Source organism: Kribbella sp. NPDC031520 (assembly GCF_055580825.1).
The window spans coordinates 793,869-820,849 of sequence record NZ_JBVIKS010000003.1; the positions used below are offsets into that span (position 1 = coordinate 793,869).

A 26,981-nucleotide genomic window follows, 5' to 3' on the forward strand; every position below is an offset into this window, starting at 1 on the left:
CACCTAACGCAGTATCGTTCTATGCTGTCTCGATATGACAACAGTCGTTCCGGGGCGACGTACCCGCCGGCAGTCCGAGCTGCTCGACCGGCTCCTGTCCCTGTTCCTCGAGCAGGGGTTCAGCCGGTTCACCCTGGACGACCTGGCCGCCGAGCTGCGCTGCAGCAAGACGACCCTGTACGCGCTGGCGCCGAGCAAGGAGCAGCTCGCCGTCGAAGTGGTCAAGCACTACTTCAAGAACGCCACCGCGCAGGTGGAGTCCGCGGTCGTCCGGCAGACCCGGCACGACCGGCGGATCGCGGCGTACCTCGGCGCGGTCGCGGACGCGCTCCGGCCGGCCAGCCGGACGTTCCTCGACGACGTGGCGACGTTCGCGCCGGCCCGGTCGGTGTACGAGCGGAACACCCGGATCGCGGCCGAACGGGTCCGGCAGCTGATCGAGGACGGCATCAACCACAAGACCTTCCGGCCGGTCGACATCGCGTTCGCGGCCGAGATGATCGCGCACACCATGCAGGCGATCCAGCGCGGAGACATTGCCCGGCGTACCGGCCTCAACGACGCCGAGGCCTACCGCGAACTCGCGTCGTTCGTCCTGCACTCCCTCCGGCTCGACTGAACCAAGGCCTGACTGAACCAGCGGGCCCCTTAGGGTGGGTCATCGTCCTCTTGCTGCCAACTCGTGCATCAGAGCCGTACGCCCCCGGAAGGCTGATGACCATGAAACCTCTGAGACGAACCGCGGTCGTGGTGGCGGCCGCCGCGCTCGCCCTCGGCGCCGCCGTGCCTGCCGGGGCGGATCCGGTGAAGCCACCGCGACTGTCCGCGAAGGCGATCACCGAAACGCTGAACGACCAGATCCACACGCCAGGTACGGCGTGGATGACCAAGCCGGACGGCACCGTCGTCGTCTCGTACGACTCGACCGTCACCGGTACGAAGCTGACCAAGCTGACCGGCCTGACCAAACAGCTCGGCAGCAACGTGCAGATGGAGAAGCTGCCCGGCAAGCTGCAGAAGTACATCAGCGGCGGGATGGCGACGTATGGCGGCGACTACAAGTGCTCCGTCGGCTTCAACGTGCAGCGCCGCGGGAAGTACTACTTCCTCACCGCCGGTCACTGCGGCGTCGACGCGGCCCGCTGGTACCAGGACCAGAACCACGCGATCTACACCGGCGCGGTGTGGAACGCCACGTACCCGTACCACGACTACGCACTCGTCGTGTATCGCACGGACATCAAGACGAAGCCTCCGGGCGGCAGCGTGTACCTGTACAACGGCCACTCGCAAGACATCACCCGTGCGAGGAACCCAGGCCTGAACCAGCTCGTGTACCGCTCCGGCTCGACCAGCGGTCTGCACAGTGGGCGGGTGACCGGGCTGAACGCCACGGTGAACTACGGCGACGGTCGCGTGGTCGGCCTGATCCGGACGAGCGTGTGCGCGGAGCCGGGCGACTCGGGCGGCCCGCTGTTCTACCGGCAGTACGCGTTCGGTCTGACGTCCGGTGGCTCCGGCGACTGCAAGTCAGGTGGCGTGACGTACTTCCAGCCGATCGTGCAGGCGCTGAACGCGTACGGGGTCTACATCTACTGAGTGCGGGTTTCCCCTACGCTCCGAGATTGACTGAATACTCAGCGGCATTGTGGGTAGGACTGCTCACGGTTGAAGTCAAGGACGCCCCGCCCCGAAGGCGTCCTCATCGTGAGGAGGCTGAAACCATGCACCTGTCCCCAATCCGCCGTACCACCGCACTCCTGGCCGCGGCCGGGCTTGCCGCCGCCGGACTTCTGGCGACCCAGGCCTCGGCCGCACCGGTCAACCCGTCCACCCTGTCCGCCGCTGCGATCACGTCCACGCTGAGTGAGAACGCGACGATTCCGGGTACGGCGTGGGAGACCGATCCGAACGGCCGGATCATCGTCTCGTACGACAGCACCGTCACCGGCGCGAAGTTCGCGCAGCTGACCCGCGTGACCAAGCAGTTCGGCGACCGGATCAAGCTCGAGAAGATGTCCGGCAAGCTGACGAAGTACATCGCCGGCGGCGACGCCATCTACGGCGGGCAGTACCGCTGCTCGCTCGGCTTCAACGTCCGCAGCGGCAGCACGTACTACTTCCTGACCGCAGGGCACTGCGGGAACATCGCGTCGAGCTGGTACTCGAACTCCAGCAAGACCACGCTGCTCGGGACGACCTACGGGTCGAGCTTCCCCGGCAACGACTATGCGATCGTGCAGTACAGCTCGTCGTACACGAACCACCCCGGAACCGTTGACTTGTACAACGGCTCCTCGCAGGACATCACGTCCGCCGGCAACGCGACGGTTGGCCAGTCGGTCAAGCGCAGCGGCAGCACGACCGGCGTACACAGCGGCACCGTCACGGCAGTCAACGCGACCGTCAACTACGCCGAAGGCACCGTCACCGGCCTGATCAAGACCACCGTCTGCGCCGAAGGCGGCGACTCCGGCGGCGCCCTGTTCGCCGGCTCCGTGGCCCTCGGCCTCACCTCCGGCGGCTCCGGCAACTGCTCCTCCGGCGGCACCACCTACTTCCAACCCGTCACCGAAGCCCTCTCCCGCTACGGCGTCAGCGTCTACTGACAGTCGGGTAGAAGTCGTAGAACGAGTGTGGGGCCGGGAGCTTCTCCCGGCCCCACACTCCGGTTCGTCCCAGGCGATCTCCACCGCCCAGAACGCCATGCCTGTTTGCTCCTGCCGCCAGGGTGGGCCGCGGGTCAGCTGCGTCGTTCGTTGTCTCGGTCCTGGATGAGGAGGTCGGAGAGGCTGTCGACCGCGTTGGCGAGCCCGGGCACGGGGTCCGGCATTCCGTGCTGGGCATGAGGCGTCGCCTCGCCCTTGTACACCAACCGCTGCAGGAACCGCTTGTCCTCAGCCATCACGAGCCTCCCGACCCGGGTCGTACGTCAGCCGCGGCGGCGGGAGATTTCGTACAAGGTGACGCCGGCGGCTATGCCGGCGTTGAGGGATTCGGTGGCGCTGGTCATGGGGATGGAGACGATCAGGTCGCAGTTCTCGCGGACCAGGCGGGCCAGTCCTTTGCCTTCGGAGCCGATGACCAGGACGATCGGCTCCGTGGCGGCCTCGAAGTCGGGGAGATCGACCGCGCCGTCCATGTCCAGGCCGATGACCAGCAGGCCGGCGTCCTTGTAGGACTTGAGGGCACGGTTGAGGTTGCCGGCCCGGGCGACCGGGATCCGGGCCGCGGCGCCCGCCGACGTCTTCCACGCCGACGCCGACATCGACGCCGTACGACGGTCCGGTACGACGACACCGTGCGCGCCGAACGCGGCCGCCGACCGGGTGATCGCGCCCAGGTTCCGCGGATCGGTGACGCCGTCGAGCGCGACGATCAGCGGCACCTCGCCCGCGTCGTACGCCCGCTGCAGCAGGTCGTCGGGGTGCGCGTACTCGTACGGCGGGATCTGCAGCGCGACGCCCTGGTGCGCGCCGCCCGCGGTGACCCGGTCCAGCTCGGTACGCGGTACCTCGAGCACCGAGACGCCGGTCTCGACCGCGACCAGCAGGGCCTCCCGCAGCCGGGCGTCCCGCTCGGTGCCCTCGGCAACATGCAGCGCGGATGCCGGTACGCCGGCCCGGAGCGCCTCGACGACCGGGTTCCGCCCGTACACCCACTCGACCGTCGAGTCGGCGTCCTTGCGCGCCGGTCGCCGGCCCCGCTGCTCGCGTTCCTTGGCGCGCTCGGCCGCCTTCGCCCGCTTGTGCGCGGGGTGCTTGACCCGGTCGACCGCCTTCGGCGTCGGGCCCTTGCCCTCGAGTCCGCGGCGGACCCGGCCACCGGAACCGGCCGTCGGGTTGCCCCGCGGCTTCTTCCGGATGGCTCCCTTGCGCTGGCTGCTGCCTGGCACGTCAGTTTCCTTCTGTAGATGTAGATGCGAGGGACCATCGCGGCCCCTGGGGAGTGTCTTCGATGATGACGCCGAGGGCCTTCAGCCGGTCGCGCACCGCGTCGGCGGCGGCGTAGTCCTTCCGCTCACGAGCGGCCTGACGCTGCTCGAGCAGGGCCTTCACCAGACCGTCGACAACCTCGGTCAGCTCGTCGCTGCCACCGGTCCGCGACACCCACGGCTCGGCGAGCGGGTCCAGCCCGAGCACGCCGAGCATCCCGCGCACCGCGGCAAGCGCCTCCCGCAGCGCCTCGGAGTCGCCGTCCGCGACCAGCTTGTTCCCGTCCCGGACGGTGTTGTGCAGCACCGCGACCGCGGCCGGCGTACCCAGGTCGTCGTCCATCGCGGCGACGAACTCCGACGGCAGCTCGGCGGCCGGCGCGGCCCCGCCGGTGACCTCGGTCGCCCGGTCGACGAAGCCTTCCAGCCGCTGGAAGCTCTTCGCCGCCTCCTCGAGCGCCTCGAACGAGAACTCCACCACCGACCGGTAGTGCGACTGCACGAGGTAGTAGCGCAGCTCGATCGGGCGGACCCGCTCGACCACGTTCCGCACGACGGCGCTGTTGCCCATCGACTTCGACATCTTCTCGCCGGCCGTGGTGACGAGCGCGTTGTGCATCCAGAACCGCGCGAACTTCTGCCCGACCGCGGTCGACTGGGCCAGCTCGTTCTCGTGGTGCGGGAAGCGCAGGTCCAGCCCGCCGCCGTGGATGTCGAACTCGGTACCCAGGTACTTCCCGGCCATCGCGGAGCACTCCAGGTGCCAGCCGGGGCGGCCGCGGCCCCACGGGGTCGGCCAGGAGGCCGTCCGCGGCGTGCCCTCGACGTACCCCTTCCAGAGCGCGAAGTCCCGCGGGTCGCGCTTGCCGCGCGGGTCCGCGTCCTCAGCGGCCTCCATGTCGTCGATCTTCTGGTGCGACAGCGCGCCGTACTCCGGCCAGGAGCGGACGTCGAAGTAGACGTCGCCGGACCCGTCGGGCGCGACGTACGCGTGGCCACGGTCGATCAGCTGCTCGATCATCTCGAGCATCTCCGGGATGTGCCCGGTGGCTCGCGGCTCGTACGTCGGCGGGCGGCAGCCGAGCACGTCGTACGCCCAGTGCAGCTCGCGCTCGAACTCGTACGCGTGCGCCCACCACGGGATGCCGCGCTCGGCCGACTTGGCGAGGATCTTGTCCTCGATGTCGGTCACGTTCGCGATCACGGTGACCTCGAACCCGGAACGCTCCAGCCAGCGGCGCAGGACGTCGAAGACCACTTCCTTGTAGATGTGCCCGACATGCGGGGCACCCTGCACCGTCAGCCCACAGTGGTAGATCCCGACCTTGCCCGGGTGGACCGGTGCGAAATCTCTCACTGCTGCCGTTGCGGTGTCGTACAAGCGAAGTGTCACCGGTCAAGGGTAACGGGAAGTGGCACCGGTCCTTGACAAGATATCCACAGCACTCACTCAGGAGGACAGGTCAGTTGTCGAACCAAGGGCCGTACGGATCGCCGCCAGGGCAGTATCCGCCGCCGCAGCAGTACCCACAGCAATACCCGCAGCAGTACCCCGGCCCGCCGCCGCAGCAGTTCGACGGCCCCTCGCAGTACGGCCAGCCGAACTGGGGACCACCGCAAGGCCCGGGCTTCGGCTTCGGGGGCAACGGCTACCCGCCGCCTCCGCCCAAGAAGAAGCGCAGCAAGGCTGTCTTCATCGTCGTACCGATCGTGCTGGTCTTCGGGGCGGTCGGCCTGTTCCTGGTGAGCGCGGTCCTGAAGCACAACAGCGACGACACATACACCCAACCGCAGCCCACGGCGACCGAGAACCCGACCGAGCAGCCCACCGAGCAGCCGACGGAGCAGCCGACGGAGCAGCCGACCGACCCTGCGACGACGTCCGCCCCGGCCACCACCCGGCCGACGCAGCCGGCCAGGACCACCACGACGACGACCCAGCCGAGCGCGACCCGGACCACCCCGGCGGAGCCGTCGGACATCGACATGGCTGCCAAGAACAAGATCTACAAGTCCGGCGTGATGGCGCCGGTCGGCTGCCGCGAGTCCGGCGCCCGCCCGAGTACCGTGGCGACCGCCCGCAAGTACTACGCGAATCTGGTCACCTGTCTGGTCAGGGCCTGGCCGAAGCAGGTCACGATGTCCGGCGGCCGATTCGTCGCGCCGAAGCTGGTGGCGTTCTCGGGGACCGTGTCGACCCCGTGCAGCGGCAATGCGCCGAGCTCGTTCTACTGCGGCTCGAACCACACCATCTACATGGATGCCGGCGATGACGTGAAGCTGTACCAGCAGTACCGCAACGACAGCTACGCGATGGCGTGGATGCGGGCCGAGATGACCGACACCGTGGCGCACGAGTTCGGGCACCACGTGCAGAACATGGTCGGGATCCTCGCGGCCGAGGAAAACCTCGCGTACCAGTACACCGGGGACAAGTCGCTGGAGATGAGCCGCCGGCTGGAGATCCAGGCGACCTGCTTCGGCAACGTGTTCATGGGGTCGAACAAGGGCAGTTACGGCATCTCCGGTGCGTTCAAGAAGCAGCTCGAGTACCTGCACTCGCACGAGGGCGACGAGTACGGCACCCAGCGCGACCACGGCAGCCGGGTGATCCTCCCGCTCTGGGCGAACGCCGGATTCAGTACCCGGAGCCCGCGCGCATGCAACACGTTCACGGCGTCACCGACGTACGTTCGGTAAATGATCACCGAACGCGCGGTGTAAAGGGTTGATTTCCTCCCAACCTGGGTAACAACTCCTCCGAGCGCTTTGTCCGCCCCTCATCTCGCTCTGGAGGAGAACCGTGAAGTCCGCCCTTTTCACGGGTGCCGCCGTGACGCTTGGCCTACTCTTGGCCTCTGTCGGCTCCGCCCAAGCAAGCACCGCCCCCCAACCCACCCCACTGGCCCGCCAGCACGGCATCACCAAGGCCGGCGAGGCCTACATGGGCTGGACGCAGAACAAGACCACCACCAGCACCGCAGCGTCGCCGATGAGCACGACAGCGGTTGTCGAAGGCATCGACGTCGCCAGCTACCAGGGCAACGTCGACTGGTCGTACTGGTGGGGTCAAGGCAAGCGATTCGCGTACGTGAAGGCGACCGAGGGTACGTCGTACAAGAACCCGTACTTCGCCCAGCAGTACAACGGCTCGTACAACGTCGGCATGATCCGCGGCGCGTACCACTTCGCCACTCCGAACACCTCCAGCGGCGCCACCCAGGCGGGCTACTTCGCCAGTAGCGGTGGCGGGTGGTCCGGGGACGGCAAGACGCTGCCGGGTGCGCTCGACATCGAGTACAACCCGTACGGCGCCACCTGCTACGGACTAAGCCAGTCCTCGATGGTGAGCTGGATCCGGGACTTCCTCAACACCTACAAGTCCCGGACGGGACGCGACGCGGTGATCTACACCAACTACGACTGGTGGAGCACCTGCACCGGTAACACCACCGCGTTCAACTCGACCAACCCGCTGTGGGTCGCGCGCTACTCCTCGACGGTGGGCACACTGCCGGGCGGCTGGCCGTTCTACACCTTCTGGCAGTACACGTCGTCGCCGCTCGACCAGAGCCACTTCAACGGCGACTACAGCCGGCTGCAGGCACTGGCCAACGGGTAAAGGGTTGCGGCGGTCGAATAGTCTCGATCGGTGACCTACGCACTGCCGATCGAGACCGACCGCCTCATCCTTCGACGCTACGTCGAGAACGACTACGACGACCTGCTCAAGCTGCAGTCGAACCCGGACGTCACACGTTTTCTGCTGTACGACGTACGGACGCCCGAGCAGGTCCGGGAAGCCCTCACCGGCCGGCTGGCCGATGTCCCGATGGACTCCGACGGTCAAGCGCTCACCGTCGCCGTCATCCTGCGGGACACCGGTCAGCACCTCGGCGAGGTCACGCTGTTCATGAACAACACCGAGCAGCGCACCGGCGAGCTCGGGTACGTGTTCCACCCGGAGTCGCACGGTCACGGGTACGCCGCCGAGGCCGCGGTCGAGTTGCTGCGCCTGGGTTTCGAGGAGCTCGGCCTGCACCGGATCATCGCCCGGCTGGACGCCCGCAACGACGGATCGGTGAAGCTGCTGAACCGCCTCGGGCTGCGCCAGGAGGCGCACTTCGTGAAGAACGAGTACCTGAAGGGTGAGTGGACCGACGAGCTGGTGTTCGCCATGCTCTTCGACGAATGGAACAAGCGTTCGTAAGTTTCTTCCGGCGCCGCGCCGACATCGTGACAGCGACTGCCGTCGGGGTTAACGTCGAAGGTATGACCTCCGCCCGTTCCGTCACCGCCCTGATGCTCGGGGTGGTCGTGCTCAGCGCCGGCAGCCTGCCGAGCGAAGCCGTCAAGGTCGCCTCGGCGCGACAGATCGCCTACCGGACCTGGACGTCGACCGAGGACTTCCTGGCCGGCCAGCAGTTCGGCACCACCGTCGCCGACGGCACGCTCACGTTCGGCACCTCGACCGGCACCACGTCGTACGTCGACCCGTTCGGCGACGGCACCGCGAAGTCCTACGACCAGACGAGCTGGGTCTCGCCGCAGGTCAGCACCGGGTTCGGTCTGACCGAGCTGGTCGCGTCCTGGAACGCGACCACCCCGCCCGGCACCTGGGTCGAGGTCTCGATGGCCGGCGTCACGGACACCGGTACGACGACCAAGTGGTACGTGATGGGCCGCTGGTCCGGCGGTGACGACACCACCGCCGGCGACATCCACCGCACGTCCGTACCGAGCCAGGGCGACGCGAACGGATCCGTTGCCGTCGACACCTTCCAGGCCGCGACCGGCCACTGGCTGGACCAGTGGCGGCTCAAGGTCACGCTGTACCGGCTCAGTGGGACGACACAGGCGCCGACGGTCCGCTCCGTCGGGGCGATGGCCTCCCAGCTGCCGTCCGACAAGAAGGTTGCCGCGAGCCCCCTCGGCGGCGCGGAGGGCCTGGTCCTCGACGTACCGACCTACTCGCAGGAGACGCACATCGGGCAGTACCCGCAGTGGGACGGCGGCGGTGAGGCGTGGTGCTCCGCGACGTCGACCGCGATGGTGCTGGACTACTGGGGCGCCGGGCCGACCGCCGCCGAGACCGCCTGGGTCGATCCGTCGTACACCGATCCGCAGGTCGACCACTCGGCGCGGTCGGTGTTCGACTACTCGTACGACGGCGCGGGCAACTGGCCGTTCAACACAGCGTACGCCGGCTCGCGTGGGGTCGACGCCTTCGTGACGAGGCTGCGGTCGCTGACCGAGGCGGAGCAGTTCATCAAGGCCGGGATCCCGCTGGTGGCGTCGCTGTCGTTCAAGAAGGGCGACCTGCCCGGCGCCGGGTACGGGACGAACGGGCACCTGATGGTGATCGTCGGGTTCGACCAGAACGGCAACGTGGTCGTGAACGACCCGGCGTCGCACCTGATCGCCAGCAACGACCAGGTGCGGACGACGTACGACCGGACCGCGTTCGAGAACGCATGGGTTCCGCACTCGGGTGGGCTGGTCTACGTGATCCACCCGGCGGGTACAGCGCTTCCGGCGCCTTCCGACCCGCAGCACAACTGGTAAACGGCAGAGCCCGCCGCGCCGGGCGGCGTGGCGGGCTCTGTGCTCATGACCTCAGCGGGCGAACAGCGCACCCGTCAGGTTCGTGGTGAGGTTGCGGAGCGAGTCCGGCAGGTACTGCAGGTGCCAGCCGCTCGGGCCGCGGTACCAGGGGAAGCCCTCGTCGGCCTGGTCCGGCGTGGTGTCGGTGGCGACCAGTGCGTCGATCCAGCGCTCCGAGCCGCCGAGCACGACGGCGTACGGCAGGGCACGGGAGCAGAGCTCGGCGTGCTGGTCGGTCGGCAGCTCGCTGACGTCCATCTCCAGCAGCTCGCCGCGGATCGCCGCGACCTGGCCGAGTACGCGGCCGGCGGCCGGGGACTTGGCCGGCATGTAGCGGCCGACCACGAGCAGGCCGACACCGACCAGGGTGATCGCGACGCCGAGCAGACCCCAGGTCGAGAACAGCGCCAGCAGGACGGTCGCGATCACGCCGACCACGGTGGTGGCGATACCGATCGTCGCCCACAGCGAGCGGGTCCGGTCCGGGCGCTCGGTGAACCAGCCGCGCTTCACGACACCGTCGTAGAGCGCGTCCTGGACCTGGACGAGGTTCGCACGGACCTGCTTGCCGAGCTCGGAGACCAGCATCGAGTCGGCGTCGCCGAAGATCGCCCGGATGAGCACGTTCTCGTACCGCTGGAGTTCCTCCGACGGGGCGCCTTTGACCCGGCGCAGCTCCCAGTCGGGCCGCGCGAACTCCGTGCTGTGGTCCAGCTCGGTGATCGTGAGGTGGCCGCGGACGGCCAGGTCGATGATGGTCGCGGTCACGTCCACCGGGTCGATCCGCTCGTCGATCAGCGTGCCGACCTCGCCCGGACGCAGGTCCGACGGCGGCGTGAAGTCGATCCGCGCGTCGGTGCCGAGGCTGAACAGCGACGCCGGGACGACCCGGCGCGGGTCGACCTGGTCGCGGCCGCGCACCCGGTACAGCACGCCGAGCGCGATCGCGCCGAGCAGCAGCACCAGCAGCGCGGTGAGCAGTTGCGCCGTGTCGGTGGAGAACGCCCGCTTGAAGGTGTGCCGGTACTCGACGATCGAGTTCGCCGCGATCTGGTCCTTCGGGAAGCCGACGATCATCCGGATCGTGTTGCCCGGCGGCAGCTGGCTCTGCTGGAACGTCGGGCCGGCCGTCTCGCCGATCTGCGCCAGCGAACACGGGACGTTGCTGTTCACCGGGCCGGCGAAGCACGCCACGTGCGAGACGTCCGGGACGCTGAAGACCGTGTTCACGTTCTGGATCGGGAGGCTGATCCCGGTCAATGGCGCGAACTGCACCTCGGTGCCGTCCAGGGTCTTCGAGACCGCGCCCTTCACGGTGTACGTGAAGTCGAGCTCCGTCGTGCTGCTCGTGACGTCCGGTACGGCGATCGACGTGACGTCGCCGTCGGTCTTGACGTCGACCTTCTTGTCCTGGCCGCCGGCCTTGACCTGCAGGTCACCGATCTGCTGCACGTGGTCGATGTCGTCCGGCAGGTGGTCCCGGGTGACGATGAACCGGGTGAAGGTCCCGTTCACGTTGCTCAGCTTCCAGGTCTCCGCGACCCGGAGCAGGCCGTCGCGTTCCACCCGGACCTGACTGTCGTAGTTCGTGACCACCGGATCGGCGGTCGCACCGCTTCCGGCCGCACCCGCGGGGACCGCGGACAGGCCGAGCAGGCCGAGGGCACACAGGGAGAGCCCGAGGAGACGTAGACGCATCGCCCAATCACACCGTAGAAAGAGGGTCAGGTTGACACCGGGCACCCTAGCGTCTGGCGGGTGTCAGGCAACCAACCGGGGCACCGGACCACTGCCGAAAGTTGAGCCCGCGCTCCGGTAGCGTCTCGGGCGTGTCAGGCAACCAATGGGGACCACCGCCCGGTCAGCAGTACCCGCCGCAGCCGCCACCTCAGCCGTGGCAGCAGGGGCCGGGGTACGGCGCACCGCAAGGCCCGTACCAGGGGCCGCCGCGGCAGGGGCCTCCGTTCCAGGGTCCGCCTGGTTTCCCTGGGCAACCATTGCCCGGGCAACCGTTCCAGGGGCAGCCGTTCCAGGGCCAACCGTTGCAGGGGCAGCCGCAGTTCGGCTGGGGCCCGCAGCCCGGTGGCAGGCCGCCCAAGAAGAAGGGCCGCGGGCCGCTGATCGCCGTACTCGTGCTGGTGTCCGTTCTTGTGGTCGGGGTCATTGCGCTCAAGGCAGTGTCGTCGGCGTTGAAGGGACACGACGCGTCGTACTCCGAGCCGACCACCACGTCGTCGTACAGCCCGACCGAGCCGACTGAGCCCACCGAGCCCACCGAGCCCACCGAAGCGCCGTCGACCCGGAACGTGCCCACCACGCAGCCGACCACCACGACCACCCGGCCGCCGCAGCCGACGGCCAGCCGGTCGACCACGACCAGTAGGCCGACGACGAATCCCGGGCCCAGTGACACCGACCTGGTGGCCCGGAACGCCCTGTACAAGGCCGGTGTGATGTCGTCGGTGCACTGCAGGGAGTCCTCGGCACGGCAGAGCACTGTGGCCGGGGCGAAGGCCAACTACAGGAACCTGTTGGCCTGTCTGAACAGGGCATGGGCCCCGATCGTGACGAGGGCCGGCGGACGGTTCCGGGCGCCGCATCTGGTCGTGTTCAGCGGGTCGGTGTCGTCACCGTGCGGTACGCACGAGGACTCCGGCCCGCCGTTCATGTGCGGCCCCAACGACACGATCTACATGAACCTCACCGAGGACATGGGGAACTACAACCGGTACCCGCAGGACTACCAGAAGATCTGGGCGCGGATGTGGATGCTGCACCAGATCGCCCACGAGTACGGGCACCACGTGCAGAACAACATGGGGATCCTGCAGGCGTACGCGCGGATCCGGTACGAGCGGCCGAACTACGAGATGGAGCTGCAGGACAGCCGGCGGCTCGAGCTGCAGGCGTCGTGCTTCTCGGACATCTTCATCGGGTCGAACCGCAACAGCTACCCCGTGACCGGACAGGCGCAGTACCAGTGGCGGTGGCTGATCGGTCACGTCACCGACCTGAACAACGACCACGGCGACCCCGGCAACCACCAGTACTGGGCTCTTCGGGGTTACAACGCGCGTAACCCGCGGGTGTGCAACACCTGGGTGGCGTCGCCGGCGAAGGTCCAGTAGAAGGTCACACCCGGTCTCCTGCGAATCGACCGGCCGGAGTAGCTAGCCTGGTGGGTCCGGATCGCGCAGAGTATGACTCGGCAAGATTTGGCAGGGGGGAAGCGGCTGAAGGCACCCCACCAACGCGCTGCAGAGCTACACCCAGCAAGGTCGTGAGGAGCATCGATGTCGGACAACAGGAACCAGCCCCCCGCGGGCGACCCGGCTGACCCGCAGCCGGACCGCCCCAAGGAGCCCAGTACCGGCTGGTTCGGATCCCGGGACAACGAGGCGGGGCCGCAGGGGCCGGGTGACGGCCGGCCGGGTCCCGCGGACGGACAGTCCGCCAGCTGGTGGACCGGCGACACCGGGGCCAAGCGTGAGTTCCAGAACCCGGCGCAGTCCGACGCCCCCGCCAACAACTGGTTCGACGGCGGCTGGGACCCCACCCGCCGGGAACACCCCGACCAACCCGACCAACCCGAACAACCCACAGGCCCGAACCAGCCAGGCCCAGGCCGCTCAGGGCCAGGGCAGCACGCGCCCAGCTCCGGGCAGTCGGGCGCAGGCGCGCCTCGCGCCTGGGGCTCGGCACAGCCGAGCGCAGGTCAGCCAGGTCCCCAGGGACAGCCGCAGGCAGGCCCAGCACCGTCGGCTGGTAGCCGACCGGGCTCGTGGCAGTCGGCGCCAGGACAGCCGAGCGGGTGGCAGCCGGGTGGCGCAGGCGGTGCACCGGCACCCGGGCCGCAGGCCCGTCAACCGCAAGCACCTGGACCGCAGGCGGGCTCGTCCCGCGGGAGCAGCTCTCCCGCAGCTGGACCGCAGGCGGGCTCGTCCGGCGGGAGCGGTTCTCCTGCGCGTGGGCCGCAGGCGCCTGGTGGTTCGTCGGGGGGTGGGCAGCAGGGTTGGGGGAATCAGTCCTGGCCCCTACAGACCGGCGGGCAGTCGGAGTCGAGTGCTTGGCAGGCTTCGCCGCCGCAGCAGCAAGGTCCCCGGCCGCAGACCGGGCCGCACTCGGAGGGGTCCTATCTGTGGGGTCCTCAAGGTGGCCAGCAGCAGCCGGCCTCGCCGTGGAGTAATGCTCTGCCCGGCCAGAACCAAGGACAGCAGCCAGCCGGACGCCACTCGGCACCGCAGAACAGCTCGGGCCAGGTCGGCCCGATGGGACAGCCCGTCCACCAGGCGCCGACCTGGCAGTACCCGCCGATCCCGATCCCACAGCCTCCGGGCGGCCGTCGCCGCAAGAAGAAGAAGCTGACCCGCCCGCTGCTCATCGGCCTGGTCGCGCTCGCCGTCCTCGTCCTCGGCACCGGCATCACGCTCATCGTGCGCAGCATCGGCGGTGGTGACGCGGAGGCGAAGCAGACCCCGACCGCACCGGCCTCGGAGTCCCCGGCACCGTCCGGGACCCCGTCGTCCTCCTCGACCCCGGCGGCCCCGCGCGGCCCGACGGTGGACGAGGTCGTGAAGGGCAGCCGCCTGTACACGATCGGCGCGGTAGCAGCGTCGAAGTGTGCCGAGCCGCCGTTCGCGCCGGTCACCGTCCCGGCCGCACAGCAGTACTACAACCGTCTCCTCCCCTGCCTGAACCGCACCTGGTGGCTGGCGATGAAGAAGGCGAACCTGCCGTTCCGCAACCCGAAGGCGGTCGTCTACGTCGGCAAGTTCTCCTCCCCGTGCGGCATGCAGCGCAGTGTCCGCGCGGCGTACTGCCCGGCGAACGAGACGATCTACCTGCCGTTCACGGTCGACAACCAGGCCTACACGCGGAACCCGGTGTACGCGCGGGCGATCATGCTGAACACGTTCGCGCACGAGTACGGCCACCACATCCAGAAGCTCAGCGGGATCCTCGCCTCGTCGCTGACCAGGCAGAAGTCGATGTCGCCGAACCAGCAGCTGGCCGAGAGCCGCCGGCGCGAGCTGCAGGCGACCTGTCTCGGCGCGGTGTACCTGGGCGCCAACGCGGCGTTCATCCCGATGAGCGGCCCGCTGCTGGCGACCTGGAAGGTACTGATCGCGCACATGGGCGACGACTACGCGCGTCCGCGGGTGCACGACCACGGCAACCGGGTGAGCAACTACCAGTGGTCGGTCACCGGCTTCAACAACAAGAAGCCCGACTCCTGCAACACCTTCACCGCAGCCGACGTACGGATCAACTGAAACAAGAAGAAGCCCGGCCCATCCGCTGTGGATGGGCTGGGCTTCTTGTTTGCCCGTCAGCCGAACAGGCGGCGGGCCGTGGTGAGCGAGCCGCCGAAGGACGTCACGAAGTTGCTGAGCGACTCACCGATGTCGGACAGGTGCCAGTTCTCCGGGCCGGAGTACCAGCCGATGCCCGCGTCCGGGTCGTCGTCGTCATCGGTGGCGGCGATCTCCAGCGCCCACTTCTCGGTCAGCCCAAGAACAGCCGCGTACGGCAGGCATCGGGACGCGAACTCGAGCCGGTGGCTCTCGGGCAGATCGGCCGACGACTCGTTGGCCAGGTAGTGCTGCAGACCGGCCACGCGTCCCAGTACGGCGGCGCCGCGCGCAGTACGGGCCGGAGCCGCTTGACCGACAAGCGCGAGTACCAGACCGGCAGCCATCACCGCGAAGCCCACCAGTGCGAACTTGCTGACGACGGCCAGCACGATCGTCAGTACGACGCCCGCACCGAGCAGGACCACACCCGCCGTCGTCCACCGGTTCCGGACCGCGTCGGGGCGGTTGTTGAACCAGCCCTGCGTTACGACATCGGCGTACAGCTGCTCGCGGACGAGGTTGAGCCGCGGCCGCAGCGAGGGGCCGAGGGCGGAGACGAGGACCGTGTCGCCGTCCGCGAACACCGCGTCCAGCAGCGCCTTCTCGTAGGCGAGCAGCTCCGGGCCGCCCGGGTGCAGCCGCCGCAGCTCCCAGTCCAGCTTGCCGAAGTGCGAGTCGCGCGGCTGCTCGACGATCGTCAGATAGTTGCGTACGGCAAGGTCCAGCAGGGTCGCGGTGATGTCGACGACGTCGGCCGACTCGTCCACCACGGTGCCGACCTGGCCGGGGCGGATACCGTCCGGCGCAGCGAACTGCGGACCGTCGTTGCCGTCCAGCACCGGTCGCTCCGGCGCACCGTCGCCGACCTTCGCCGCGTCCCGCCCGCGGAAGAACCACAGGCCGGCCGAGCCGAGCAGCCCGATCCCGAACACGAGGACGGCCAGTCCGACGGTGGTGGAGTCCGCGGTGAAGGCCCGGCCGAGCGACCAGCGGGTCGAGTACTTCGCGTTGGGCTGGACGTTGGCCTGGTCGCTGAGCCCGGTCAGGAACGTCACCCGGCCGGCGGCCGGTACGCCGTTCTGCTGGATCTCCAGCTCGGCTGACTCCCCCAGCTGCGACGTCGTACACGGCATGCTCGAGCCGCTACGGCCGGCGAAGCAGGTCACCCAGGTGGCGAACGGGACGCTGATGTTCAGCTTCGCCTGGGGGATCGCCACGCCGAAGCCCTGCAGGACCGGCCAGCTCACCTCGCGACCGTCGACCGAGTCGGAGACCACGTTGTCCACGGTGTAGCTGTAGACGATCTTGGACGGCCCGGAGACGTTCAGCGTCAGCTTGCGTCCGTCGTCGACGCTCTGGTTCTGGAAGCCCTGCGCAGGCTGGCCGTTCACCGTCGCGGACACGTCGGTGAGGTCGTACGTCCGGTCGCGCTCGGAGTCGGAGCGGACGCGGGTGGCCAGCGTCCGGCTGAACGTCGAACCCCCGGGGGTCAGGTCGACGGACTCCTTGACCTGCAGCTTGCCGTCCTTGCTCAGGGTCGCGTCCGCCGTGTACGCCGTGATCTGGTCGTCCGCACGGACGGCCGCCTGCGCGGACACCGGGCCGAGGGCAACGAACAGGCCTGCGACCGGGGCGGTCAGGGAGATCAGGAGGGCAGCCGGAAGGAGGCGGCGCTTCGGTGACATGGGTCGAGGGTAGTCTCGTGCCGGTTCGCGCAGCGAACTCGACCGACAACCACGTGGAGGCCAGAGCTGTGAGCAGCCCGTACGGCTACGGTGGCCAGCAGCAGAGTCAGCAGGAGGGCCCGCGAAGCCCTCGGCCGCTCGGCCCGCCGCCTGGTGTCCTGCCACCACCGCAGGCAGCGCAGTGGCCGTCACAACAGGGTCAACGCCAGCAGTGGCAACAGTACGGCGGCCCTGGCCACTTCAACGGCTTCCAGCCACCGCCTCGGCGCAACAGCTCGTTCCGGCTGGTTCTGCTCGGTTTCTCGCTGCTCGTGTTCATCGGTATCGCAGCCGCGATCATGGCGGTCGTGCTGTGGACAAGTGGTGGCACGGCCACCGCCAACGGCCCTGAAGAGCCCAAGGTGACCGGTCCGTCGATCGTGCCGTCTCCGACGACCAACCCGCAGAAGGGCACCGCTGAGGACTACCTGCTGAACGCGGAGGTCTACCACACCGGCCCTCTGCCCGAGCAGAACTGCCCGGCGGCCGACCTGGGCTCCGGAGGTCTGGCCGCGCAGAAGGTGTACTACCAGCGCCTCTTCAAGTGTCTGAACGACGCCTGGCGCCCGATCTTCCACCAACTCGGCCAGGACAAGCCGGACCCGGGCCTGGTCGTGTTCGACAAGCCCGTACAGACGGCCTGCGGCAACTTCGAGCCGCTGTCCGGCAGGGTCCTCGCGTTCTACTGCTACGGCAACCAGATCATGTACGTCGACGTGAAGCAGATGGACCGTGCGTTCGGGCCGAAGGAGGACCTGGCGTACCTGATGACGATCGCGCACGAGTACGGCCACCACGTCCAGGGCGTGACCGGGCTCTTCTACGCGCGGGCCGTCTACCTGCAGGACCACCCGGACCAGAAGCTGGAGAGCTCGCGGCGGAACGAACTGCAGGCCTCCTGTTTCGGCGGGGTGTTCAGCCGGGCGGTCGCGAAGTCGTACCCGTTGACCAATCGGCTGGACGAGTTCAAGGAACAGTCCAGCAACAGCTTCGGTGAGTCGCCGGACACGCCGGAGGACGAGCGGACGCACGGTCTGGCGACCAGTCAGGGGTTCTGGATCCAGAACGGCTTCAACGTCGGCGAGAACAAGGCGTGCGACACCTTCGCGGTACCGGCCGACCTGGTGAAGTGACCCGCTACCTGTCGCGCCAGGCGGTGGGTGGATGGTTGTAGGCGCGCTTGAAGGCGACGCTGAGGACGGGAGGGCCTCGGGCCCGGCGCACCAGGCGCGCAATGCGAGCACCAGCACGAAGTCGAGGAGCCTGCGAAGTACGGCGTCCTGCCCCGGCTCTTCGCGGGCCACCTCAGCAGTGAGGAGGTCCAAGGCCGGACGGGTCCGAGGTGTAGCAGACACGACAGCCAACGGAGGTAGCAGTGCCAACAGCCGGTCGCCCACGCCACCACGTAGGTCGTACGCGCCTCTGACCATCGTGGTCGCGCCCGGCAGACCGTCGCCGTACGTCCGTGGCGCCAGGTACTCCCGCCACTCGACCGGATCACCGGCCACGGTGTGCTTCCGCCCGTCACGGATCACGTAGTACGCCGGGGTCTCCGGATCGTCCGCGATCGTGTAGCTGCCGACGCCGGCGATCAGCGCGATGTCCCCGGCCGCGAGCGTCCGCGGTACGCCGTCGTCCAGCCGCAGGCAGGCACTACCGCCGAGCGTCGCGACGACCGACAGCGACGGTGCGTCGGCGTACGTCACCGACCACGGCCCGCGCGCGATGATCTGCCGGACCAGCGCATCCGTCGCCTGTGCCCGCTGCAGCAAGTCGCTCAGAACGTGCACACTCAGACGATCACAAAGACATCGGCGACGAGCAACCATGTATCGTCCGAGCCGTCGGCTGTTGGCTGGACGTCATGCACAAGTACCTGATCCTCGGCGGCACCGGCACCACCGGTCGCCGCATCGCCGACCGCCTCCGCACCGCGGGCCACGACGTCCGTACGGCGGCCCGCACCGGCGCCGACGTACACCTCGACCTCGACGACCCGGCCACCTGGGACCTCGGCGGCATCACCGCGGCGTACCTGATGGAGCCGACCATCCGCCCCGGCGGACGCCTCGCGCGGTTCGCCGGGACCGCGCTCGCAGCCGGCGTACGGCGTCTCGTCCTGCTGTCGGCCTCTCGTGCATCCGACCCGAATCACCCGCTGCACACGGCCGAGCAGGCAGTGCGCAATGCGGAAGAGTGGACGATCCTGCACCCCAACTGGTTCGCGCAGAACCGGCCCCGAAGCCATCACCTTCACCGAAGCGGCGAAACACATCAGCGACGCGGGCCGACCCGTCGAGTACGTCGCGATCGACCCGGCGGCGTACGTCGAACAGCAAGTCGCCCAAGGTGTTCCGCGGTCCGGAGCGGAGCTGCTCGCCGCCATTCTCGGAGCGCTCGGCGGTGAACCCACCACCGACGTACAACAAGCGCTCGACCGACCCGCCCGGTCCTTCAAGGCCTTTGTCCGCAACGCACAGTGGGGTTGATGGACGTCCCCACGTGTTTGCTTCGGGTTATCGAAACGGTAACTGAGCGGCGTAGTATCCGCCCGTGACGTTGCGACGCGGGGAGTTGGCGACGGCCGCGCGGACGTTGGTGGACGTACTCGAAGAGACGGCCGCCCGATACGCCGACGAGCCGGCGCTGGACGACGGCAGCGTCAGCCTCAGCTACCGCGAACTGCTGGTGCAGACCACCAAGTTCGCCGGCCGGTTGACGGCCGCCGGGATCGGGCCGGGCGACAAGGTCGGGATCCGGATCTCGTCCGGGCACAACGACCTGTACGTCGCGATTCTCGGCACCCTGCAGGCGGGTGCGGCGTACGTACCGGTCGACGCCGACGACCCGGAGGAACGCGCCGAATTGGTCTTCGGCGAGGCCGACGTCGCGGCCACGGTCGGCGACGAGCTCGCGCTCAGCCTCACGCGTCCGCAGCCCGAGCCGATGGACAACGAGGCCGCGAACGGCGCCTTCGACTACCCGTACTCCGCGCGGATGGACGCGTCGAGTACGACCGAACCCAAGGGCACCGGGCCGGAGCCGGGCGACGACGCGTGGGTGATCTTCACGTCGGGATCGACCGGCGTACCGAAAGGTGTCGCGGTCACGCACCGTTCGGCGGCCGCGTTCGTGGACGCCGAGGCCCGCCTCTTTCTGCAGGACGAGCCGATCGGCCCCGACGACCGGGTGCTGGCCGGTCTGTCGGTCGCGTTCGACGCGTCCTGCGAGGAGATGTGGCTGGCCTGGCGGCACGGCGCCTGCCTGGTGCCCGCGCCCCGCTCCCTGGTCCGTACCGGTATGGACCTCGGGCCGTGGTTGGTTGCCCAAGGCATCACCATCGTCTCGACCGTGCCGACGCTGGCCGCGCTCTGGCCGGCCGACGCACTGGACCAGGTCCGGCTGCTGATCTTCGGCGGCGAGGCCTGCCCGCCGGAGCTGGCCGAACGGCTCGCGGTCGAGGGCCGCGAGGTCTGGAACACGTACGGCCCGACCGAGGCGACCGTGGTCGCGTGCGCCGCGCAACTGACCGGTGAGGGCCCGGTCCGGATCGGCCTTCCGCTGGACGGCTGGGACCTCGCCGTTGTAGATGCCGCAGGCAACGAAGTCGCAGACGGCGAGATCGGGGAGCTGATCATCGGCGGCGTCGGCCTGGCGCGCTACCTGGACCCGGTCAAGGACGCCGAGAAGTTCGCGCCGATGCCGGCGCTCGGCTGGGAACGTGCGTACCGCAGTGGCGACCTGGTGCGGTCCGACCCGTTGGGCCTGTTGTTCCAGGGCCGTGCGGACGAGCAGGTCAAGCTCGGCGGCCGGCGGATCGAGCTCGGCGAGGTGGACGCCGCACTGCAGGCACTGCCCGGCGTCAGCGGCGCCGCGGCCGCGGTGCGGAACAGCGCCGCGGGTAACCAGCTCCTCGTCGGGTACGTCGTACCTGAGGACCCGAACACTTTCGACAACGCCAAGGCCACGGCGCGACTGCGGGAGGAACTGCCGGCGGCGCTCGTACCGCTGCTCGCGATCGTGGACACGCTGCCGACCCGGACGTCCGGCAAGGTCGACCGCAACGCACTGCCCTGGCCGTTGCCGGGGATGGACACCGACGGCCCTGCCGCGGACCTCGACGGTACGGCCGGGTGGTTGGCCGAGCGCTGGACGAAGGTCCTCGGCGCGAAGGTGACCGGCGCCGACAACGACTTCTTCCTGCACGGCGGCGGCAGCCTGGCCGCGGCGCAGCTGGTGTCGGCGCTGCGGGAGAAGTTCCCCGAGGTCACCGTCGGCGACATCTACGAGTACCCGCGGCTCGGCGCGCTGGCCGAGCGGCTCGACGACTTCCAGCCCGCGGCGCTGGAGCCGGTCGATCTGCGCGACATCCGGCCGACGCCGAAGGGCACGCAGCTCCTCCAGACCGCGCTGACGCTGATCCTGCAGACGGTCGTCGGCGTCCGCTGGCTGGTCTACCTGTTCACGCTGAACAACCTGCTCGCCACGCTGATCGACCCGCTGCCGTGGGCGCGGACCGTGTCGTGGTGGTGGATCCTGGCCGGCTGGCTGATCCTGATCAGCCCGGCGGGCCGGATGGGCATCGCCGTTGTCGGGGCGCGGATCCTGCTGCGGGGGCTCGAGCCCGGTACGTACCCGCGCGGCGGCAACGTGCACGTCCGGCTGTGGGCGGCCGAGAATCTCGCCGACGCCGCCGGCGCCGCGAACCTCGCGGGCGCGCCCTGGATCACGTACTACGCCCGCGCGCTCGGAGCGAAGATCGGCCGCGGCGTCGACCTGCACACGCTCCCGCCGATCACCGGCATGCTCACGATGGGCCGCGGCGCCTCGATCGAGCCCGAGGTCGACCTGGCCGGCTACTGGACCGATGGCGACCAGCTGCACGTCGGCCGGGTCTCCGTCGGCGCCGACGCGGTCGTCGGATCCCGCAGTACGTTGCTCCCCGGTACCGAGATCGGCCGGAGCGCCGAGATCATGGCCGGTTCCGCCGTCTCCGGCAAGGTCCCGGACAACGAGCGCTGGTCCGGTTCGCCCGCGTCCCGGATCGGCCGCGCGCGGCATCCGTGGCCGGACCACCGCCCGAACCGCGCGCCGTGGTGGGTCGCGGCGTACGGCGCCCAGTCCGCGATCATGTCGCTGATCCCGGTAGCCGGCGCCGTCGCGGCGTTCGCGGTCCTCGGGCACGCGCTGCGCGGTACCGAGACCCTTGGCGACGCGGCGATGCACGCGCTCGGCGCGGTCCCGCTGATGACAGTCGTCGGTTTCGTGACGATCGCGGTGCTCACGCTGATCGGTGTCCGGCTGCTCGGCATCGGTATCAAGCCCGGTCACTACCCGGTCCGCAGCCGGATCGGTTGGCAGGTCTGGGCGACCGAGCGGCTCCTCGACTCGGCCCGTACGCTGCTCTTCCCGCTGTACGCGAGCCTGCTGACGCCGTGGTGGCTGCGGGCGCTCGGCGCCAAGATCGGCCGCGACGTCGAGGCGTCGACGGTACTGCTGCTGCCGAAGATGACCACCGTCGGTGAGGGCGCGTTCCTGGCCGACGACACGATGATCGCGTCGTACGAGCTGGGTGGCGGCTGGCTCCACGTGGCCGGCGCGAAGGTCGGCAAGCGCGCGTTCCTCGGCAACTCGGGGATGACGGCTCCCGGGCGAAGCGTCCCGAAGAACGGCCTGGTCGCGGTGCTGTCCGCAGCCCCGAAGAAGTCCAAGGCCGGTACGTCGTGGCTCGGCTCCCCGCCGGTGAAGCTCCGCCGGCAGGCCGTCTCGGGTGACCAGAGCCGTACGTACAACCCGCCGTACAAGCTGAAGGTCGCCCGGGCGCTGGTCGAGCTGTGCCGCTTCGTGCCGATGATGTGCACGGTGCTGATCGCGCTGGGCGTGCTGTTCGGGCTGCAGGCGCTGGACATCTGGCTCGGCCCGTGGCCCGCCGTGCTGCTCTCCGGCGCGGTCATCCTGGCCGCGGGCGCGGTCGCGGGCGGGATGGCGACGGTCGCGAAGTGGCTGATCGTCGGCCGCACCCGCGCGGTCGAGTACCCGCTCTGGAGCTCGTTCGTGTGGCGCAACGAGGTCGTCGACAGCTTCGTCGAACTGGTCGCCGCGCCGTGGTTCGCGAACGCCGCCGCAGGTACGCCGGTGCTGAACCTCTGGCTGCGGTCACTCGGAGCGAAGATCGGCAAGGGCGTCTGGTGCGAGACGTACTGGTTGCCGGAGGCGGATCTGATCACCCTGGGCGACGGCGCCACGGTGAATCGCGGTTGTGTGCTGCAGACGCACCTTTTTCATGATCGAGTTCTCTCCATGAACACAGTCACCTTCGGGCCCGGGGCAACGCTCGGGCCGCATGGCATCGTCCTTCCGGCCGCCGGCCTCGGAGCAGGCGCTACCATCGGCCCGGTGTCTCTCGTCATGCGTGGTGAAGGTGTGCCGGCCGGGACGCGCTGGGCTGGGAACCCGATCGCTCCTTGGCAGGGCTGATGGTTGACCCCTATGTCCCCAGCCACGGAAGCACCGACTACAAGGTCGAGTCGTACGAGCTCGACCTCGACTACCGGGTCAGCAGCAACCGGCTGACCGGCAAGGCCACCATCACGGCGTTCGCGACCCAGGCGCTGTCCCGGTTCAGCCTCGACCTGTCCGGGCTGCGCGTGTCGAAGGTCGCGGTGAACGGCCGCCGCCCGCAGCGGTACGCCCATCGCGCCGGCAAGCTGCACATCACGCCCGCGACCACGATCCCGGACGGCGCCGAGTTCACCGTCGACGTCCAGTACAACGGCAACCCCAGGCCCGAGGACAGCCCATGGGGCGAGCTCGGCTGGGAGGAGCTGACCGAGGGCGTGATCGTCGCCAGTCAGCCGAGCGGCGCGGCGACCTGGTTCCCGTGCAACGACCACCCCGGCGACAAGGCGCACTACCGGATCTCGATCACCACCGATTCGCCGTACCAGGTGGTCGCGAACGGACGGCTCGTCTCGCGGCGGGTGAAGGCGAGCCGGACGACGTGGGTGTTCGACCAGGCGGCGCCGATGGCGACGTACCTCGCGACCGTGCAGATCGGCCGGTACGACGAGGTCGACCTGGCGGCCACGCCGGTGACGATCCGTGGTGCGCTGCCGGGCGGGCAGATCCGCGAGTTCCGGTACGACTTCGGGCGGCAGCAGGACATGATGAAGCTGTTCTGCCGGCAGTTCGGGCCGTACCCGTTCGGCGGGTACACGGTCGTGGTGACCGACGACCCGCTCGAGATCCCGCTGGAGGCGCAGGGCATCTCGGTGTTCGGCAGCAACCACCTGGACGGGCGGCGCGGCTCCGAGCGGCTGGTCGCGCACGAGCTCGCGCATCAGTGGTTCGGGAACAGCCTGACCCCGTCGAACTGGCAGCACATCTGGCTGAATGAGGGCTTCGCCTGCTACGCCGAGTGGTTGTGGTCGGAGGAGTCGCGCGGGCTGACGGCCGATCAGCAGGTCGCGAAGGCTCATACACGGTTGAAAGGCCTGCCGCAGGACCTGATGCTGTCGGATCCGGGGCCGGAGCTGATGTTCGACGACCGGCTCTACAAACGCGGCGCGATCACCTTGCACGTGCTGCGCAAGCACCTGGGTGACGACGCGTTCTTCGAACTGCTCCGGACCTGGACGAAGGAGCATCGGCACGGGTCGGTGACCACGACGGATTTCATTGCCCTGGCCACCAGGTTCAGCCCGGACGAGGAGGTGCTCCGGCACCTGCTCGCCGCCTGGCTGGACTCGTACGAGCTGCCGCCACTGCCTCGGAAACGCTGATGAGGTACGTGCCGCTGGAGTTCTTCGGTGGGGTGTCGTTGATCATCGCGGTCACGATCATCGCCGGACGGCACCTGCGGCGGCTGGGGTCACCGCACGGCCCGACCTGGCGGTACATCCTGCTCGGGCTGACGCTCTTCGTCACCGCCGGCGCGTTGGATGCGCTCCCGCCGCACAATGTCGTGCTGGCGGCGCTCGTGATGATCATGGGTGTGGTGTTCTTTGCCATCGGCATCGCGACGCTGGGTGGTGGCAACTTCAGCTTCTACGGAGCGGCGGCCTGCGGGCTGGCCGCCGTACCGTTCCTGATGCTGCCGACGCCGATCGGGCTGCACATCGTGGGCAAGACGATCAGCTGCCGGGTCCGCGGCTGGGACGGGTTCGCGGTCACCGACTTCACCGCGGACTGCCCGGACGGACACAGCTACGACTTCCACAAGCACGGCCTGCACGAGTTCCCGAACGGAAACGTGCAGGTCGTCGTCGACCCGCATGGAGTCCTCCAACCGCAGTACGTCGGCCAGGAGAACCTCACCACGGAATCGATCGGCGGCGGCCTCGCCCTCCTCGGCGCAGCAGGCATCGTCGGCACTGCGGCTTACAACCGGAAGCGACTGCACGGCCAGGTCAAGCATGTCGTGAAGCCGGGGTTCTCGTCCGGTCCTTAGGTCCTGGCCACCTCGGCGGCGACTTTGACGAAGCGTTCGGTGAGTGGGGTACGAGTGGCCCACGCGGCGCCGGTCCACCAGGTCGCGGCACGGCCCGGGAGCGGAACCAGCCGGAGCTCCGGCGGTGCGATCCGTTCGGCGGTCTGCGGTACGACGGCCGGGCCGACGCCGGCGGCGGCCAGGGCGAGGACGGTCTGCAGGTCGCCGGCCTCCTGGAGTACTTGCGGATGGCAACCAAGTTCGGCGTACAGGCTGTTGATCTGGGCCGTCAGCCCGGGACCGCGCGCCGGGGTCAGCCGGACCAGCGGGCGCGCGTCGATCCAGCTGACGAGGTCCCGCGGCAGGGTCTGATCAGCCCCTACGGCGAGGGTGAGGCGGTCGCGGCGCAACCGGAGATGCTCCAGCCCTGCCGGTGCCGGCAGGCGTACGAACCCGATCTGCAGGCTGCCCGCCAGCAACCGCTCGCACTGCACCGCGGACGGTAGGTCCTCGAGCGAGATCGTCACTCCGGGCCACCGGCTGCGGAACAGCGCCACCGCCCGCGGGGCCAGCTCGATCCCGGACAACCCGAAGCCGATCGCCAGCGAGCCTTCGGTCCCGGACGCGACCTGCGCGGCCCGCCGTTCGAACGCCTCGGACCGCTCCAGCAACTCCAGAGCGTCAGCAAGCAACAGCTCTCCTGCCTGGGTCAGCCGGGCCCCGTGCCGGCCGCGGCTGAACAGCACGGCACCGACCCGGCGCTCGAGGACCTGGATCTGTTTCGTCAGCGCAGGCTGACTGGTCGACAACTCGGTCGCCGCGGCCCCGAAGTTCCGCAGCCTGGCCACCGTGACGAACGCTCGGAGCAGCCGGAGATCCATAACCTCAGGATATGGAATCGGCGCAAACAGTCATTGGACGTCATGGGTCGCCAGGCGTTTCGATGGGGGTATGACGTCCTTTCGCGCAGCGGTTGTCCAGTTCGAACCAGTCCGTGACGACCCGGCCGCCAACCTCGCCACGGTCGAGCGATTGGCTCGGGAGGCGACTCAGGATGGCGCGAGGTTGGTGGTGTTCCCGGAGATGTGTCTGCTCGGGTACTGGCATCTGCGGCGGCAGACCACCGCCCGGCTGCACTCACTTGCCGAGGCTGCCGACGGGCCGCTGGTCAGGCGGGTCCTCGCGCTGGCTGTTGAGCTCCGGGTGGGGATCGGCGTCGGGTTCCTGGAAGTTGCCGACGGCGTGTTGTTCAACTCCTACGCCGTCTGTCTGCCGGACGGGCGGGTCCACGTGCACCGGAAGCTGCATGCGTTCGAACACGAGGCGATCGCGAGCGGGTCGTCGTACACGGTCTTCGACACGCCGTGGGGATTCCGGGCCGGGGTGCTGATCTGCTGGGACAACAACCTGGTCGAGAACGTCCGGATCACGGCGTTGCTCGGTGCAACGGTCCTGATCGCGCCGCATCAGACCGGTGGGACGGACTCCCGCAGCCCGTACGGCATGAAGCCGATCCCGCTGTCCTTGTGGGAGAACCGACTAGCTGATCCGGCGGCGGTCGAGGCCGCGTTCAACGGGCCGAACGGGCGCGGGTGGTTGCTGCGCTGGCTGCCGGCGCGTGCCCACGACAACGGCCTGTTCGTTCTCTTCAGCAACGGAGTCGGCCGCGACGACGACGAGGTCCGCACCGGCAACAGCATGATCCTCGACCCGTACGGCCGGATCGTCGCGGAAACACCCGTCCCCGCCGAGTCGGTCGTACTGGCCGACTTGGACCTCGACCTGGTCCCCCTGTCCACCGGCCGCCGCTGGCTCCGCGGCCGCCGCCCGGAACTCTACGGCCCACTCACCCAGCGATTCGGCAACGAACTCGACCCCCGAGCCGCCCGCTTCTCCCCCGACCCCGTCTCCCCCACCCAACTTTGAGAAGCCACCAA

At 69.1% G+C, this 26,981-nt stretch carries 22 protein-coding genes and 1 pseudogene; 15 read left to right on the plus strand and 8 right to left on the minus strand.

Annotated elements, in window-relative coordinates; genetic code table 11:
• Positions 1–34: 34 nt before the first annotated feature.
• The 3 genes from ACZ5BU_RS19205 to ACZ5BU_RS19215 all read left to right on the plus strand — a co-directional run bounded on the left by ACZ5BU_RS19205 (position 35) and on the right by ACZ5BU_RS19215 (position 2,609).
• Positions 35–619 (plus strand): TetR/AcrR family transcriptional regulator, encoded by a 585-nt coding sequence (locus ACZ5BU_RS19205; RefSeq protein ID WP_465700591.1) that lies wholly within the window; start codon positions 35–37, stop codon positions 617–619.
• A gap of 101 nt (positions 620–720) precedes the next feature.
• A complete protein-coding gene (locus tag ACZ5BU_RS19210; protein WP_465700593.1) occupies positions 721–1,599 on the plus strand; it encodes a S1 family peptidase in 879 nt (292 codons plus the stop codon).
• Between the two features lie 125 nt (positions 1,600–1,724).
• The gene (locus ACZ5BU_RS19215; protein WP_465700595.1) at positions 1,725–2,609 is read left to right on the plus strand and encodes a S1 family peptidase; all 885 of its coding nucleotides are present in this window, start codon (positions 1,725–1,727) and stop codon (positions 2,607–2,609) included.
• Between the two features lie 134 nt (positions 2,610–2,743).
• Here the strand turns inward: ACZ5BU_RS19215 and ACZ5BU_RS19220 are convergent, their stop codons facing one another.
• Genes ACZ5BU_RS19220 through cysS form a run of 3 tightly spaced genes read right to left on the minus strand, consistent with a single transcriptional unit; the run spans position 2,744 to position 5,327 of the window.
• On the minus strand, positions 2,744–2,905 hold the full coding sequence (locus ACZ5BU_RS19220) for a hypothetical protein (protein ID WP_465700597.1): 162 nt from the start codon (positions 2,903–2,905) through the stop codon (positions 2,744–2,746).
• Positions 2,906–2,932: 27 nt separating this feature from the next.
• Positions 2,933–3,895: a 23S rRNA (guanosine(2251)-2'-O)-methyltransferase RlmB gene (gene rlmB, locus ACZ5BU_RS19225; RefSeq protein ID WP_465700599.1), complete on the minus strand. Its 963-nt coding sequence runs from the start codon at positions 3,893–3,895 to the stop codon at positions 2,933–2,935.
• A gap of 1 nt (position 3,896) precedes the next feature.
• The gene (gene cysS / locus ACZ5BU_RS19230; protein WP_465700600.1) at positions 3,897–5,327 is read right to left on the minus strand and encodes a cysteine--tRNA ligase; all 1,431 of its coding nucleotides are present in this window, start codon (positions 5,325–5,327) and stop codon (positions 3,897–3,899) included.
• 74 nt (positions 5,328–5,401) lie between these two features.
• On the opposite strand from cysS, the gene ACZ5BU_RS19235 reads away from it, so the two are divergent.
• The 4 genes from ACZ5BU_RS19235 (at position 5,402) to ACZ5BU_RS19250 (ending at position 9,499) form a co-directional block, all read left to right on the plus strand.
• A complete protein-coding gene (locus ACZ5BU_RS19235; RefSeq protein ID WP_465700602.1) occupies positions 5,402–6,634 on the plus strand; it encodes a neutral zinc metallopeptidase in 1,233 nt (410 codons plus the stop codon).
• A gap of 103 nt (positions 6,635–6,737) precedes the next feature.
• Positions 6,738–7,556, plus strand: a complete 819-nt coding sequence (locus tag ACZ5BU_RS19240) for a lysozyme (protein ID WP_465700603.1) — start codon at positions 6,738–6,740, stop codon at positions 7,554–7,556.
• 30 nt (positions 7,557–7,586) lie between these two features.
• Entirely contained in the window at positions 7,587–8,144 is a 558-nt protein-coding gene (locus ACZ5BU_RS19245; protein ID WP_465700605.1) for a GNAT family N-acetyltransferase, read from the plus strand.
• Between the two features lie 62 nt (positions 8,145–8,206).
• The gene (locus ACZ5BU_RS19250; RefSeq protein WP_465700607.1) at positions 8,207–9,499 is read left to right on the plus strand and encodes a peptidase C39 family protein; all 1,293 of its coding nucleotides are present in this window, start codon (positions 8,207–8,209) and stop codon (positions 9,497–9,499) included.
• 51 nt (positions 9,500–9,550) lie between these two features.
• Here ACZ5BU_RS19250 and ACZ5BU_RS19255 read toward each other — a convergent pair whose 3' ends face one another.
• Positions 9,551–11,236 (minus strand): DUF2207 domain-containing protein, encoded by a 1,686-nt coding sequence (locus ACZ5BU_RS19255; protein WP_465700608.1) that lies wholly within the window; start codon positions 11,234–11,236, stop codon positions 9,551–9,553.
• 131 nt (positions 11,237–11,367) lie between these two features.
• Between ACZ5BU_RS19255 and ACZ5BU_RS19260 the strand changes: the two genes are divergently transcribed.
• Together ACZ5BU_RS19260 and ACZ5BU_RS19265 are read left to right on the plus strand one after the other, a co-directional pair.
• Complete coding sequence (locus tag ACZ5BU_RS19260; protein ID WP_465700610.1) at positions 11,368–12,666, plus strand: neutral zinc metallopeptidase; 1,299 nt, start codon at positions 11,368–11,370, stop codon at positions 12,664–12,666.
• A gap of 1,140 nt (positions 12,667–13,806) precedes the next feature.
• Positions 13,807–14,811, plus strand: coding sequence for a neutral zinc metallopeptidase (locus ACZ5BU_RS19265; protein ID WP_465700612.1), 1,005 nt, complete (start codon positions 13,807–13,809; stop codon positions 14,809–14,811).
• A gap of 56 nt (positions 14,812–14,867) precedes the next feature.
• On the opposite strand, the gene ACZ5BU_RS19270 is transcribed toward ACZ5BU_RS19265, so the two are convergent.
• Positions 14,868–16,577, minus strand: a complete 1,710-nt coding sequence (locus tag ACZ5BU_RS19270; protein ID WP_465700613.1) for a DUF2207 domain-containing protein — start codon at positions 16,575–16,577, stop codon at positions 14,868–14,870.
• Between the two features lie 17 nt (positions 16,578–16,594).
• Here ACZ5BU_RS19270 and ACZ5BU_RS19275 point away from each other — a divergent pair, with 17 nt between their 5' ends.
• A complete protein-coding gene (locus tag ACZ5BU_RS19275) occupies positions 16,595–17,749 on the plus strand; it encodes a neutral zinc metallopeptidase (protein WP_465700615.1) in 1,155 nt (384 codons plus the stop codon).
• 96 nt (positions 17,750–17,845) lie between these two features.
• Here the strand turns inward: ACZ5BU_RS19275 and ACZ5BU_RS19280 are convergent.
• Positions 17,846–18,445, minus strand: a pseudogene (locus ACZ5BU_RS19280) (cupin domain-containing protein); the annotation flags it as partial.
• A complete protein-coding gene (locus ACZ5BU_RS19285; RefSeq protein WP_465700616.1) occupies positions 18,409–18,771 on the minus strand; it encodes a hypothetical protein in 363 nt (120 codons plus the stop codon). The pseudogene ACZ5BU_RS19280 and the gene ACZ5BU_RS19285, both read right to left, overlap by 37 nt.
• Before the next feature lie 31 nt (positions 18,772–18,802).
• Here ACZ5BU_RS19285 and ACZ5BU_RS19290 point away from each other — a divergent pair, with 31 nt between their 5' ends.
• The 4 genes from ACZ5BU_RS19290 to ACZ5BU_RS19305 all read left to right on the plus strand — a co-directional run bounded on the left by ACZ5BU_RS19290 (position 18,803) and on the right by ACZ5BU_RS19305 (position 25,065).
• Entirely contained in the window at positions 18,803–19,105 is a 303-nt protein-coding gene (locus tag ACZ5BU_RS19290) for a hypothetical protein (protein WP_465700618.1), read from the plus strand.
• A gap of 64 nt (positions 19,106–19,169) precedes the next feature.
• On the plus strand, positions 19,170–23,093 hold the full coding sequence (locus ACZ5BU_RS19295; protein WP_465700619.1) for a Pls/PosA family non-ribosomal peptide synthetase: 3,924 nt from the start codon (positions 19,170–19,172) through the stop codon (positions 23,091–23,093).
• Positions 23,093–24,397, plus strand: a complete 1,305-nt coding sequence (locus ACZ5BU_RS19300; protein WP_465700620.1) for a M1 family metallopeptidase — start codon at positions 23,093–23,095, stop codon at positions 24,395–24,397. The genes ACZ5BU_RS19295 and ACZ5BU_RS19300 overlap by 1 nt, the downstream gene beginning before the upstream one ends.
• Positions 24,397–25,065: a hypothetical protein gene (locus tag ACZ5BU_RS19305; protein WP_465700622.1), complete on the plus strand. Its 669-nt coding sequence runs from the start codon at positions 24,397–24,399 to the stop codon at positions 25,063–25,065. The genes ACZ5BU_RS19300 and ACZ5BU_RS19305 overlap by 1 nt, the downstream gene beginning before the upstream one ends.
• On the opposite strand, the gene ACZ5BU_RS19310 is transcribed toward ACZ5BU_RS19305, so the two are convergent.
• Positions 25,062–25,925: a LysR family transcriptional regulator gene (locus tag ACZ5BU_RS19310; protein ID WP_465700623.1), complete on the minus strand. Its 864-nt coding sequence runs from the start codon at positions 25,923–25,925 to the stop codon at positions 25,062–25,064. The genes ACZ5BU_RS19305 and ACZ5BU_RS19310 overlap by 4 nt on opposite strands.
• 70 nt (positions 25,926–25,995) lie before the next feature.
• On the opposite strand from ACZ5BU_RS19310, the gene ACZ5BU_RS19315 reads away from it, so the two are divergent.
• Complete coding sequence (locus ACZ5BU_RS19315; protein WP_465700624.1) at positions 25,996–26,970, plus strand: nitrilase family protein; 975 nt, start codon at positions 25,996–25,998, stop codon at positions 26,968–26,970.
• Positions 26,971–26,981 lie beyond the last annotated feature (11 nt).